The sequence below is a fragment of the Geomobilimonas luticola genome, assembly GCF_018476905.1.
GTDB classification, from domain to species: domain Bacteria; phylum Desulfobacterota; class Desulfuromonadia; order Geobacterales; family Geobacteraceae; genus Geomobilimonas; species Geomobilimonas luticola.
This window is the reverse complement of sequence record NZ_JAHCVK010000011.1, coordinates 45,617-58,621: the sequence shown is the minus strand read 5'-3', so window position 1 is coordinate 58,621 and position 13,005 is coordinate 45,617. Positions and strand designations below refer to the sequence as shown.

General features: G+C 60.2%; 10 protein-coding genes. 7 read left to right on the top strand and 3 right to left on the bottom strand.

Annotation, left to right across the window (positions count from 1 at the left end):
• The first annotated feature begins 25 nt into the window (after positions 1-25).
• The 3 genes from KI810_RS15790 (at position 26) to KI810_RS15780 (ending at position 4,188) form a co-directional block, all read left to right on the top strand.
• Positions 26-1,192: an alpha/beta hydrolase gene (locus tag KI810_RS15790; protein WP_214176527.1), complete on the top strand. Its 1,167-nt coding sequence runs from the start codon at positions 26-28 to the stop codon at positions 1,190-1,192.
• A 143-nt stretch (positions 1,193-1,335) separates the two neighbouring features.
• The gene (locus KI810_RS15785) at positions 1,336-2,139 is read left to right on the top strand and encodes a hypothetical protein (protein ID WP_214176526.1); all 804 of its coding nucleotides are present in this window, start codon (positions 1,336-1,338) and stop codon (positions 2,137-2,139) included.
• Positions 2,140-2,262: 123 nt separating this feature from the next.
• Positions 2,263-4,188, top strand: a complete 1,926-nt coding sequence (locus KI810_RS15780) for a C1 family peptidase (protein ID WP_214176525.1) — start codon at positions 2,263-2,265, stop codon at positions 4,186-4,188.
• 77 nt (positions 4,189-4,265) lie between these two features.
• Here the strand turns inward: KI810_RS15780 and KI810_RS15775 are convergent, their stop codons facing one another.
• Positions 4,266-6,377, bottom strand: a complete 2,112-nt coding sequence (locus KI810_RS15775; protein ID WP_214176524.1) for a thioredoxin domain-containing protein — start codon at positions 6,375-6,377, stop codon at positions 4,266-4,268.
• Between the two features lie 110 nt (positions 6,378-6,487).
• Positions 6,488-6,835 carry a YtxH domain-containing protein gene (locus tag KI810_RS15770; protein WP_214176523.1) on the bottom strand — a complete coding sequence of 116 codons (348 nt, stop codon included), beginning with the start codon at positions 6,833-6,835 and terminating at the stop codon, positions 6,488-6,490.
• A 248-nt stretch (positions 6,836-7,083) separates the two neighbouring features.
• Between KI810_RS15770 and KI810_RS15765 the strand changes: the two genes are divergently transcribed.
• Positions 7,084-7,431 carry a hypothetical protein gene (locus KI810_RS15765; protein ID WP_214176522.1) on the top strand — a complete coding sequence of 116 codons (348 nt, stop codon included), beginning with the start codon at positions 7,084-7,086 and terminating at the stop codon, positions 7,429-7,431.
• Positions 7,432-7,514: 83 nt separating this feature from the next.
• On the opposite strand, the gene KI810_RS15760 is transcribed toward KI810_RS15765, so the two are convergent.
• Positions 7,515-8,309 (bottom strand): tetratricopeptide repeat protein, encoded by a 795-nt coding sequence (locus tag KI810_RS15760; RefSeq protein ID WP_214176521.1) that lies wholly within the window; start codon positions 8,307-8,309, stop codon positions 7,515-7,517.
• Positions 8,310-8,523: 214 nt separating this feature from the next.
• Between KI810_RS15760 and KI810_RS15755 the strand changes: the two genes are divergently transcribed.
• From KI810_RS15755 to KI810_RS15745, 3 genes are read left to right on the top strand one after another with little or no spacing between them, the layout of a single operon-like run.
• Positions 8,524-10,290, top strand: a complete 1,767-nt coding sequence (locus KI810_RS15755; protein WP_214176520.1) for a sodium:proton antiporter — start codon at positions 8,524-8,526, stop codon at positions 10,288-10,290.
• Positions 10,291-10,302: 12 nt separating this feature from the next.
• Positions 10,303-11,220, top strand: coding sequence for a mechanosensitive ion channel family protein (locus tag KI810_RS15750; RefSeq protein ID WP_214176519.1), 918 nt, complete (start codon positions 10,303-10,305; stop codon positions 11,218-11,220).
• Positions 11,204-12,994 (top strand): glycoside hydrolase family 15 protein, encoded by a 1,791-nt coding sequence (locus tag KI810_RS15745; RefSeq protein ID WP_214176518.1) that lies wholly within the window; start codon positions 11,204-11,206, stop codon positions 12,992-12,994. The genes KI810_RS15750 and KI810_RS15745 overlap by 17 nt, the downstream gene beginning before the upstream one ends.
• The last annotated feature ends 11 nt before the right edge of the window (positions 12,995-13,005 follow it).

Genomic DNA, 13,005 nt, shown 5'->3' with positions numbered 1-13,005 from the left:
GGAAAGGATGCGTACGGAGGGTTCCATGAATCGATATACAATCTGGATCGCCGCTCTGACACTCATAACCGCGGCGTGTGCAGCCCCCCCGAAAACCGGGCACCGACCACCCCCTGCAGCAGAAGAAAACGTGTACATGCCTGCGCCAGCCCCTATGCCGGCTCCTGCGCCCAAGCCTGACGGAGTGCCTCGCAACGGAGGAACTGCCAAAAACTACGCCGTGGTCGAGGTCTTCTATGCCACTGACCGGAAAAAGACGGAGAGCAGCACACCTGCGGAGGTATTTGGCAAGGAGCGGGGCCCCGTAACCTATGGCACATGCCAGGTGAGCATCCCCCGGGACCACAGGATCGGCGAACTGGAAGCCCCCTCCATCTGGCGTCTCGAATTCCGGGAGAATCCCGAAAAGCACGTGGTGCTCCTGCAGGTGGTCCCCCAGGATAAAGACGGCTACTTCGCTGATGTGGCAAGCCGCGTGCGGACGTCAACGGGGAAGAAACTCCTGCTCTTCGTCCACGGCTACAACGTGACGTTCGCCGATGCGGCACGCCGCACCGCCCAGATGAGTTACGACCTGGCCTTCGACGGCGCTCCGGTCTTCTACAGCTGGCCTTCCCAGGGGGATGTGAAGGACTACCTGGTGGACGAGACCAATGTGGAATGGACCCAGGAGGATCTCGTGGCTTTTCTTGCAGACATCGCCACCCGATCCGATGCACAGAATATCTACCTGATTGCCCATAGCATGGGGAACCGCGCGCTGACCCGCTCTTTCGCGAGACTCGCCGAGGACCGGCCGGAGCTGCGGCAAAAATTCAAGGAAATTATCCTCACCGCCCCCGACATCGATGCCGACGTGTTCAGGCGTGACATAGCCCCCCATATCGCCGGGGAGGATCACCCCGTTACCCTCTACGCGTCTGCGGCGGACAAGGCCCTCATCGCTTCGAAAAAAATTCACGGCTACCCCCGGGCGGGGGATGCGGGCGCCGGGCTGATACTCCTGCCCGGCATCGAAACCATCGATGCCACCGCCGTCGATACGGATTTTCTCGGGCACTCCTATTTCGGCGAAGCGACCTCCGTCATTGCCGACCTGTTCTCCCTCATCCACAAGGACGAGCGTCCACCCCGGCGCGGCCTGCAGGAGGTAGTCACCCCGACAGGGCGTTACTGGAAGATTGCACGATAAATACCGTCCTGGTTAACCCTTTTGGCAATCGGCATCGTCGGAAACACAGGTGGGGAGGTGATAAGGGCAGAGACAGGCAACATGTGTGAAATCCCGGAAAAATCTGATGAACATAATTTATCCACGAACAGGAGGAGCGACACATGGCAATAATCAAGCGTGACTGGGTCGAACCGGCCCACCCGGTGCTCGTGCAGCGTTTCGACGACTTCATCCACATCTACCGTTTCATCAGGGAGGCGCTCCAGTTGGAGGTGGACGCCACCTTCGACAAGGTCTCCCAGCAGATCGGCTTCGTGGTCAGCACCACCCTGCCGGTGGCGTTCCAGATTGCCGGCGAAGGAAAGCTGGAACGGATCGAGTTTGTCGGCAAGAACTTCCAGGGAACCCTCTTCGAACGTGAGTTCGCTCCCCTCTTTAAAAAATTGAGCGGCAAACAGATCGGCAAGATAGCCGCCGGGAGCTACAACCTCTATCTGCTCTGGCATGAGGCGCTGAAGCTCAAGCTTAAAGCCGACTGGATCGAACCGGCCCACTACCGGGATTTCCAGGTAGGTGCCATCCAGCCCGCGGTTGCCCAGGAAATCTCGGCGCAGCTCAATCCCGGAATACGGGAGCCCGCCCACTGGTTCGACGCCGGCTTCGCCCTTGCAAAAGAGGAGGAGATACTGATCGCCGCCATCGACGAGGTCTATACGGACCTTAAACTGGCGGAACGTGTCGCCGTTGCCCGTCGCGACACCATCCGCCAGATTCCAGGCGTACGGGAACCGGCCCATTTCCGCGCCATAATAGAAGAGCTCATCAACGTACAGGTGGGGAGGAAACTCGGCCCCGGCGTGCGGGAGCCGGCACACTTCCGCCGTATCGAGGAACTCCTTGACCGGGTGGATGCGACGAGACTCATCGCTGAAATGACGAACGTTCTGCAGAAGTACGGCTTGTAAGCTTTGCATCGCAGGGCAAGCAGGTCGGACCTCTGAACCATAATCTGAAGGGAGGAACGCCCGGCACCATTCACTGGCGAAAGCGGTCAGGAATGAGCTGCCGGGCGTTCCAGGGAGAAAGCCATGGCGAAAACGATGAACGTCACCAGGAGCGGCAGGACACTGAACGTCAGGCCAGACACCCTGGATTTCCGCGACAGGATGTTTGCCCCCACGCTGGTAGAGGTGCCGTCGGTTGTCGACCTCAAGGATTACCGGAAAACCGGCGTGCCGATCCTCGATCAGGGGACAGAGGGGGCCTGCACCGGTTTCGGTCTCGCCACGGTGGTCAACTATCTGCTCCGAATGAGGAAAGTGGTTCCCGACAAGGCGGGGGTGAGTCCCTGGATGCTCTACCAGCTGGCCAGGCGCTACGATGAATGGTCGGGAGAAAACTACGACGGATCGAGCGCCCGGGGAGCCATGAAGGGGTGGCATAAGCACGGGGTCTGCACGGAGAACCTCTGGAAGAAGGGGGGAAGCCTCACCCCCCGTGCTGCCGACGATGGGGCAGCCCGCCCCCTCGGTGCCTACTACCGGGTCAACCACAAAGACCTGGTGGCAATGCACAGTGCCATCGCCGAGGTCGGCATCCTTTACGCCACGGCCACCGTTCATGCCGGATGGGAGAAGGTGAGGAAAAACGGCATCATCACCATGAGCGACGATATTCTCGGCGGTCACGCCTTCGCCATCGTCGCCTACGACAAGGACGGTTTCTGGCTCCAGAACTCCTGGGGACAGGACTGGGGCAAGGAGGGGTTTGCCCATATAAGCTACGACGACTGGCTGGCCAACGGCACCGACGTCTGGGTGGCACGGCTCGGCGCCCCCGTCGCCGTCAAGACTGCTGCGGCCGTCGCCACGCGGCACTCGTCGGCCACCACTTACACCGACGCACTCAGCCTCAACGACCTGCGCCGCCACATCGTCAGCATCGGCAACGACGGATCCCTGAGAGCTGGCGGCACCTATGGCACCGGCGAGGATGAAGTTCATCAGATATTCGAGCACCACATCCCCCACGTCACGACAGGCTGGAAGAACAGGCGCATCCTCCTCTACGCCCATGGTGGACTGGTTGATGAGACATCATCCGTCCAGCGGCTGGCCGATTATCTTCCCGCGCTCCTCCGGGCCGAGGTCTACCCTGTCTCTTTCATCTGGCACAGCGACTTCTGGACGACCCTCACCAACATCCTCAAGGACGCCGTCAGCCGCCGCCGCCCCGAGGGGTTCCTGGACGCGACCAAGGACTTCATGCTCGACCGACTGGATGACGCATTGGAACCCATAGCCCGCATTCCGGGCAAGATGATGTGGGACGAGATGAAAGAAAACGCACTTCTGGCCACCAGCAGCGACAAGGGAGGCGCCCGGCTCGCGCTTGCCAGCCTGGCGAAACTCATTTCCGCAGACCCGGCAACGGAGGTCCATGTCGTAGGCCACAGCGCCGGAAGCATCTTCCACGCTCCCCTCATCCAGGAGTTGACCGGCCGCCACGGCCAGACCATCGCAAGCTGCACCCTCTGGGCTCCTGCCTGCACTGTGGAACTTTTCAAGCAGAGCTATCTCCCCGCCATCACCGCCGGCCGGATCGGACGCTTCACTCTGTTCACCCTGAGCGACAAGGCCGAGCAGGACGACAACTGCGGCAAGATCTACAACAAGTCGCTTCTTTACCTGGTATCCAACGCCTTCGAGGAAAAGGCACGGATTCCCTTCTTCCGCAAAGGTGAACCGATCCTCGGCATGGAGAATTTCGTGAGGGGAGACAAGGAGCTGACGGCGCTTTTCAAGGGAAGGAACGCAGAATGGGTGCTCACCCCCAACAACGAATCGGGCACTCCCACCCACTACTCTACGGCCCGCCAGCACGGCGACTTCGACGATGACGAGGCCACCTTGAAGGCAACCCTGGCGCGCATTCTGGGATCGAAAAAGATCGAGGCACTGTTCGCGTTCAACCGCTCCGCCCCGTCGCTGCGAAACTGGCGCAACAAGCTGTGAGGTGGAAAAGAAAGCCCGCATGGCCGGAAATGAGGGCTGTCTGGAGCCAGCGAGGATGGTTCATGCCGTGGCCGCTGTCAGGCAACCTCGTCCAGCAGCCGGCCCAAAGCCGCTGCGCCCACTGCCGGCGGCCGGCAGGCTTCGTTTGCGCAGACGTAAGCCGTTGCTTTACCTTCCCGCTCCAAAAACGAAGGGTCTCCCCCTGCATGACGCAGCACCAGCCGTGGGATAAAGCGGCAACCGATGACTCTGAGCATGGCCAGCATCTCCGGGTCGTTACGGTCCCCGGCCAGGCTTATTTCAACCGCCGGGCCGAGCAGGTAATCGTACGCCATGAGGAGACAAAGGTAGCCCGCCGGCTGGCGGACCGCCTTCCCCATGGCGGAGCGAAGGACCGCCTCCCCCGCCGCTGCCAGGTCGGCAGCGCCGGAAACCCCTCCCAGCTTGAGGAGGTTCAGGGCAGCCAGGGAGGTGCCGGAGGGAGTGACACCGTCGTAGGGGTTCACGCTCCTCCCGAGCACCGCCTCCGCGTCGTTCCCCGTGTCGAACAGCCCACCCGATTCCGGATCCTGGAAAAGCGACAGCATCTGCCGGCTTAATCTGACCGCTTCCTCAAGATGGTCCGAAACGAGGGTTCCTTCGTAAAGGGCGATCAGCCCTGAAACAAACGCCGCATAATCCTCAAGAAAACCGGGAACGTCCCCCCGCCCTCCATGGTAGCTCCGGAACAGGCGTCCACTGCCGTCCACAAGCCGCATCCGGATGAAATCCATTGCCCGTTCCGCGGCCCCAAGCCAGCGGGCCTCGCCGGTCGCCCCGTAAAGCCGTGCCAGTGCGGCAATCATGAGACCGTTCCAGGCGGTCAGCACCTTCTCGTCCCTGAACGGTCGGACCCGCTCGCTCCGGGCCACCAGGAGCCGTTCCCGCCACCTTGCCAGGTCGGCATCCAGCAGGTCAGGGGTCACCCCTTCCCGTCGGGCAAATTCCTCGATAGAAAGCGGGAGATTGAGAATGGTTCGTCCCCCGAAATTTCCCGACGCCGTGACGCCCCACAGCCTGCAGCAGATGGCGGCGTCATGCCCCAGAACCGCCTCGATCTCGGCAGGTGTCCAGACATAGTATCTCCCTTCCTCCCCTTCCGTATCTGCATCCTGAGCCGCGTAAAATCCCCCCTCCGGACCGGTCATCTCCACCAGGACATAGGCTGCGACCTCTTCCGCCATCTTCAGGAAATTCCGGCTTCCGGTGGCCTGGAATGCCTCGATGCAGGCAAGAGTTACCATGGCCTGGTCATAGAGCATCTTCTCGAAATGGGGGACCACCCACTGCCGATCGACGCTGTAACGGTGGAGGCCGAAACCGACCTGGTCGAAGATGCCCCGCTGACGGATACGGGCAAGGGTTGTCGTAACCATGGCGATGAGGGATGCATCGCCGGTGCGCTTCCCGATGCGGAGTAGGAACTGGAGGTAATGGGGCATGGGGAACTTGGGAGCGGTTCCGAAGCCGCCCCAGGTCTCGTCGTACATCTGGCGCAACTGTCCATAAGCGTCCGCCAGTACGCCGTCCCCCGGTAGTTCGGCAGGGGCGGGACCGCCGAGCTGGGTTAGTGCCTGCATGACCGATGCGCAGCTCTCTTCGATCCGGTCCCGCTCCGTGCGCCAGAGTGCCGCCAGCTTCTCCAGGAGTTCGACAACCCCCGGCATCCCCTGCCGGCGTGTTTTCGGAATGTAGGTGGCGGCAAAGAACGGCCGCCGGTCGGGGGTCATGACAATGTTCAGTGGCCAGCCGCCACTGCCAGTCATCATCTGGGAGACGGTCATGTACCGGTCGTCGATGTCCGGCCGTTCCTCACGGTCCACCTTGATCGCCACGAAATGCCGGTTGATGACCTCTGCCACATCGGAATCCGCGAAGGACTCGTGGGCCATGACATGACACCAGTGGCAGGTGGCGTAGCCAATGGAAAGCAAGACCGGCTTGTCTTCGGTCGCAGCTCTGGCAAACGCCTCCTCACCCCAGGGATACCAGTCCACCGGATTCTCGGCATGCTGCAGAAGATAGGGACTGGTGGCAAAAATCAGCCGGTTGAAACGCTCGCCCCCATCGGGAGGAAGACTCCGGCGGTCCACGTTCGGGTGCAGGTGCGCACCGGCGCTGCAATCGCCACGAAATTCAGTGTCGTTCATCACTCATCCGCCCCCGGTCGACACATGACTGCCTGCAGAACATGCCCTGCAGTGACAAAAAAACCCGCCAGGTGCAAACCGGGCGGGGTTTTGATCGGAATTGCCGACTATCAGCCGATAATCTTTGACAGTTTTGCCCGCTGCTTTTCCAGCCTGGACTGCCCCTCTTCGATCGCCTTGAGAAGGTCCTTCTTCGCGTCGTAGGCCATATCCTTCCCCTTGTCGAGGATGTCGGCCGCCTTTTCCCCAACCGTGTCCACCAGGTCGGAAACGGTATCGGCAAAATCGTCCACCACGTCATCCGCCTTATGCTTTACCTTCTTGGCGTAACGGGAGATGTCCTTCCGGGTCTTTTTCCCCGACTGGGGTGCGAACAGCAGGGCGAGTCCCGCCCCGATAATCCCCCCCGCCACCAGCATAAGCGCGCCCGCCGCTACCTTGTTCTCGTTATCCGCCATTGACGTTCCTCCTTTTGTTGTCGTGCCATAATAATATCCCCGAATATCTCACATGCAAAGGCTCCGGGCAATTTTTTTCCTCTGGAGGAAGGGGAATCCCCTCTTCCCGCAACACAGCATGCATCCCGATTGTCCCGTATCTGGAGCGGGTTGACACGACCCTGCACAAGTTGCGGCACTACTAAAACAGGGATATAATAATGGCAGGTAGGACACCCAATGGTCAGCAGGAAAGGGGGAGGGATGCCATGACAACCACCGAGATCGCCAAAACCATCAAGAACGAGCGCACGGCCGACATGCAGTTCATCAGCTGGTGGCGCAAGGAGGAAGACTTCCTCGACTATGACCTCATCGACCGGTTCTTGGAAAACGCGGGACAGAACAGGGAGGTGGGGGGGTACGAGCTGCTCTCCACGGAACAGATGTGGGAGCGGCTTGAAAAAGTCTGCGGCAAACGGGTCATGAAGACCCAGAAAGCCGGGGAACATCTCATCGAGTGGAATGGTGAGAAAGGGGCCAGGACCTGCCCCTACACGCCGAAATCCATCATTGAAATCTTCGATATCGAAACCAAGGGGAACGTGGTCGATTAGCGGCACCTGCCGCGAGCCTTGACCGCATGCCTAAAAAAAGGGGGGGCCGGATTCCGGCCCCCCTTCGTGTCGTCTCCATCTTCCTACCCTTTCAACTCTTCCTTCAGCCCCTCCACCACCGCCTTCACCTCCGCCACCATGTCGGCTGCCTGGGGTGAGGTCTCCATTTTCAGGTAGAGCTCCAGGTACTTGATGGCGTCCTTAACGTGCTCCTGGTCCATGTAAAGGCTTCCCAGAGTGAGATAGGCCAGGGTGAAGTGGGGGTCGAGACGGATCGCCTCCAGACACTCCTTCTCCGCCTCATCGAAATCACCCAGGTCATAGTACAGTTCACCCAGGTTGAAACGGGCCGCCGCGTCCTCCGGATCGATCTCGATCCCCTTCCGGTAGGCGGCAACGGCCTTCTCCCGATCCCCCAGACCGTACCAGGCGTCGCCGAGGGCGTTGTAGGCAAAGACGTTGGCGGGATCCATCTCCAGCGCCTTGTTATAGGCCTTGATCGCATCTTCACCCCGTTCCATGCTATTATAGACCAGGCCGATATTCACATAGCCGTCGGCGTCCTTCGGCGCAATGTCGGTAATGCGCTTGTAGACCTTGAGGGCCTCCTTGTGCCGCCCCAGCTCGAAATAAAGGTCGCCGAGGGCCGTCAGGGCCTCAGTATCCTCCGGTGCAAGTTTGAGCCCCCTTTCGTATGCTGCTATGGACTCTTCCGGCTTCTCGGCGGCAGACAGGGCATCCCCCAGATTGAAGTGCCCCTCCGGGTTGGACGGCTCCAGCTGGATGCAACTGCCAAACGCCGCAGCAGCTCCTTCATGATCACCCGCCTCCAGGCAGGTTATCCCCTGCGCCAGGTATTCGTCAAACGTCGTAGCCATCGCACCCTCCGTGATCAGTACAAGTATGGGCAAAACTATACCAGAAAGGGGTAGTCATTGCCAGCAGAACCGCAACCGGTTAACTAACCCGGAGCAGGCAGAAAACAGGAATTCGTGTACAATTCTGGAATGGAATTGAGTATCCGTTGGAAGGTAATGGGATGCTGGCGTTGCAGGGCGATATGCTTGAAGCAATCCAGACGGAGGGAAGCGGGTGACTGTTGAAATAATTATTGTTCTCGGGCTCGTGGCATCTGCCGTGATCCTGTTTGCAACCGAGCGTCTGCCGGTGGACCTGACGGCCCTGGTACTGATGGCCACCATGCTGCTCTCAGGCATAATCACGCCTCAGGAGGCCGTCAGCGGCTTCAGCAACCCGGCCACCATCACCGTGGGGGCAATGTTCGTCCTCTCGGCGGGACTCTTCAAAACCGGAGCGGTGAACCTCCTTGGAACGATTATGACCCGGCTCGGGGCTGTAAGCTTCTGGCTGGTGCTGGCGGTGATGATGCTGACGGTGGGGGTCCTCTCCGCCTTCATCAACAACACGGCGGCAGTAGCCATCTTTCTCCCCATCGCCCTGGGGGTGGCACGCGATACCGGGACAGCTGCGGGGCGGCTCCTCATGCCCCTTTCCTTCGCCTCCATGTTCGGCGGGGTCTGCACCCTCATCGGCACTTCCACAAACATTCTCGTTTCCTCCATTGCCGGGCGGCACGGTCTCGAACCCTTCGGCATGTTCGAGATGACGGGCCTCGGCCTCATCTTCTTCGGAGCCGGAAGCGCCTACATGTTTCTGATCGGCGTGCGGCTCATCCCCGCGCGCAAGGGGGAGGAAGATCTGCGGAAGCTCTTCGGCATAGGCGACTATCTTACCGAGATCATTCTGGAGCCGGAGGCCCGTTCTGTGGGGAAGGTGCTGGCCGAGTCGCCGCTTTTGCGCGACCTCTCGATCCGCAGCGTCGAGGTATTCCGGAACGGGAGACTGATTGAGGAACCTGGCGACCGGATCGTTCTCCAGGCGGGAGATCATCTGAAAGTACGCTGCGACCTGGAGAATTTCCACAAGCTCAAGGACCGGCGCGGCATTTCCCTGCGCCACGAGACAGGTCGCAAAGCCGGAGAGGATGCCGTTCTGGTGGAAGCGGTGGTGGCCCGGGGGTCAACCCTCGATGGCAGGAGCCTCAGGCAGGCCCGGTTCCGTTCCCGCTACGGTCTCTCCGCCCTGGCGGTCCGGCACCGGGGGCAGGTGATGCGTGACGATCTGGATACCATGCCGCTTCGGGCCGGCGACGTGCTCCTGTTCGAGGTTGAGGAGAACCACCTGGACCAGCTCTGGGAGGACAAGACGTTCGTTCTTGTTTCCCAGGTGGGACTTCCCGTATTCCGCAAGAGCCGTATGGCGACGGCCGTTACTATCGTGGCCGCAGTGGTGGCCGCCGCCGCGACGGGCATCGTCCCGATCGTGGCGGGCGCCATCGTCGGCTGCATCCTCATGGTGCTGACCCGCTGCCTGACCCGTGAGGAGGCATACGGAGCCATCAACTGGCAGGTCATCTTCCTCCTGGGTGGGGTCATTACCCTGGGAACGGCCCTTGAGAAGAGCGGCGCTGCGATGCTTCTGGCCGGCTATCTGGTCGAAACGGTGGGGAATTTAGGCCCTGTGGCCCTGGTGTCTGCCTTCTATCTGGCCACCTCGTTGTTCACCGAGATGATGTCTAACAATGCCACGGCGGCCATGCTGGCCCCCATCGCCATCGCCACCGCCGAGTCATACGGGGTCGATTCCCGTCCCTTGCTCATGGCTATCGCCTTCGCCGCTTCGGCCAGTTTCATGACCCCGGTGGGCTACCAGACCAACACCCTCATTTATGGTCCGGGACAGTTCCGTTATGCGGATTTTCTTCGGGTAGGCACACCGCTCAACATCCTCTTCTGGGTGCTGGCCACGATCTTCATACCCCGTTTCTGGCCGTTCTGAACAGGAGGTGCAATGGAAACACTTCGCGATATGCTCGAAAAAACCCGAGGGTTTCTCGAAATCCCCATCCTGAAGCTCGGGGGGTCGCCGGTGACACTCTGGGCCATCATCCAACTCGTGGTGCTGGTGGCGCTCCTCTTCTACCTGTCGGGCAAACTCCGGACCTGGACCGTGGAGCAGTTCCTCAACCGCACGCGGATGGAGCTTGGCGCCCGCCAAGCCACCGGCTCCATCATCCGCTACACCGTCATCGCCATCGGCTTCGTTGTCATCCTGCAGACGGCCGGCATCGACCTCACCGCCCTCAATGTCCTGGCCGGCGCCGTTGGCATCGGCCTCGGCTTCGGTCTCCAGAACATCGTCAACAACTTCATCAGTGGCATCATCATTCTCTTCGAGCGACCCATCAAGGCAGGGGACCGGATCGTGGTGGGAAACGTGGAGGGAGACGTGGTACGCATCGGCGGCAGGAGCACGACAGTCGTGACCAATGACAACATCACCATCATCGTGCCCAACTCGAAGTTCATCACCGAGAACGTGGTAAACTGGAGTCACAATGAACGGAGGGTCAGGTTCCGGATTCCCGTGAGCGTCGCCTACGGCAGCGACGTCGGGCTCGTCGAGCGGTTGCTCCTGGAGGTTGCAGCCGGGAATCCCGATGTGCTGGAGAAGCCGGCACCGGGCGTGCGGCTGATGGAGTTCGGCGACAGTGGGCTCTGCTTCGAACTCCGGGTCTGGAGCACCACCCTCATCCACCGCCGGGGGCTCCTTACGAGCGTCCTCAATTTCGCCATCTACCGTACGTTTGCCGAACACGGCGTGGAGATACCCTATCCCCGGCGGGATATTCACATTCTGGGTAACCGCCACAATGACCAGAACGTCCCACTACCCAAACAGGAGTTAGACAATGACCAATTCCCTTGATCTGGCCCTTATCGGCAACTGTCAGGTCGGCGCCTTGATCGATTCCACTGGTAAGATCGTCTGGTACTGCCTGCCCCGCTTTGATGGCGACCCGGCATTCTGCTCCCTGCTGCAGGGACACCAAACGGGATCGGAGAAAGGTTATTGCGCCATCGAGCTTGTTGATCAGATCAAGACCGAACAACGCTATCTGCCCAACTCCGCCGTGCTGGTCACACGCCTTACCGACGCCCAGGGGGGTGTGGTCGAACTCACCGATTTCGCCCCCCGTTTTCGACAACACCGGCGGATGTTCACCCCCATGATGCTGATCAGACAGATTCACCGCCGACAGGGAACCCCCCGCATCAGGATCCGAATCCGTCCTGTCTACGATTATGGCCGGGAAGCATGTGATCGCACCTACGGCAGTCACCATATCCGTTACGTATCCCCCGACTGGGTCATGCGTCTCACGACCGATGCCTCCATTACCACCATCGTTCAGGAACTTCCGTTTTTCCTGGAAGACCGACTGACTCTTATCTTCGGGCCGGATGAAACGATTCCGGAAGCTATTCATGAACTGTCACGCCGGTTTCTCGACGAGACGCTTGCGTACTGGCATGAATGGGTGCGAGACCTGGGCGTCCCCTTTGAGTGGCAGGACGAAGTCATCCGCGCTGCCATTACCTTGAAACTCAACACCTTCGATGATACCGGGGCCATAATTGCGGCCATGACCACATCAGTCCCCGAAGCACCGAACTCCGGGCGGAACTGGGATTACCGGCACTGCTGGCTTCGTGATGCCTATTTCGTGGTCAACGCCCTGAATCGTCTCGGTACGACCCACACGATGGAACGCTATCTCAGGTATCTGGTCAACATTGTCGCTGGCGCCCCTGGTGGACGGATTCAACCGGTTTATGGCATCGATGGACAGGGGCACCTGGCGGAAAGAGAGGTCGAGACACTCGACGGCTACCGTGGTATGGGGCCGGTCCGGGTGGGGAACCAGGCATATGAACAGATCCAGCACGATGTCTACGGTTCGGCGATTCTTGCGGTAACCCATGTTTTCTTCGACCAGCGGCTCGTGCAGCGGGGGGACGCAGCACTCTTCCATCGACTTGAACCGCTCGGAGAAACAGCCATTCAGGTTCATGACCAGCCGGATGCGGGGTTGTGGGAGTTACGTGGAACCAAACGGATTCACACTTTTTCCAGCATCATGTGCTGGGCAGCCTGCGATCGCCTGTCGAGGATCGCTGACCGTCTCCACCTCACGGAGCGCACGATCTACTGGAAGGCACAGGCGGAACTGATCCACGCCACCATCTGCAGACGGGCCTGGAATGAGCAGAAAAAAGCCTTCACCGCCGCATTCGAGGGGGATAGCCTGGACGCCAGCCTGCTGCTGATGCATGACGTGGGTTTTCTTGCTGCAGACGATTGCCGCTTCGCCTCGACTGTCGCAGCGATCGAACGGGAACTGCGCCAGGGTGACTATATTTTCCGTTATGTCGAGCAGGATGACTTCGGCACCCCCGAGAACGCATTTATCGTCTGTACCTACTGGTATATCTACGCCCTTGTGGCACTGGGCCGCAGCGAAGAAGCCCGACTACTGTTCGAGAACCTGTTGGCACGCCATAACCGCCACGGCCTCATTGCCGAGCACATTGATGTCCGGACCGGCGAGCAGTGGGGCAACTTTGTCCAGACCTACAGCATGGTCGGCCTGATCAATGCCGCCATCCGTCTCAGCAAGCGTTGGGACTCTGCATTCTGAAAACGGCTATG

Excerpts from the sequence above, each read along its gene's own strand:
- KI810_RS15765 (WP_214176522.1), top strand. The coding sequence starts at position 7,084 with ATGACAACCACCGAGATCGCCAAAACCATCAAGAACGAGCGCACGGCC.
- KI810_RS15775 (WP_214176524.1), bottom strand. The coding sequence starts at position 6,377 with ATGAACGACACTGAATTTCGTGGCGATTGCAGCGCCGGTGCGCACCTG.
- KI810_RS15790 (WP_214176527.1), top strand. The coding sequence starts at position 26 with ATGAATCGATATACAATCTGGATCGCCGCTCTGACACTCATAACCGCG.
- KI810_RS15745 (WP_214176518.1), top strand. The coding sequence starts at position 11,204 with ATGACCAATTCCCTTGATCTGGCCCTTATCGGCAACTGTCAGGTCGGC.
- KI810_RS15770 (WP_214176523.1), bottom strand. The coding sequence starts at position 6,835 with ATGGCGGATAACGAGAACAAGGTAGCGGCGGGCGCGCTTATGCTGGTG.
- KI810_RS15785 (WP_214176526.1), top strand. The coding sequence starts at position 1,336 with ATGGCAATAATCAAGCGTGACTGGGTCGAACCGGCCCACCCGGTGCTC.
- KI810_RS15760 (WP_214176521.1), bottom strand. The coding sequence starts at position 8,309 with ATGGCTACGACGTTTGACGAATACCTGGCGCAGGGGATAACCTGCCTG.
- KI810_RS15750 (WP_214176519.1), top strand. The coding sequence starts at position 10,303 with ATGGAAACACTTCGCGATATGCTCGAAAAAACCCGAGGGTTTCTCGAA.
- KI810_RS15780 (WP_214176525.1), top strand. The coding sequence starts at position 2,263 with ATGGCGAAAACGATGAACGTCACCAGGAGCGGCAGGACACTGAACGTC.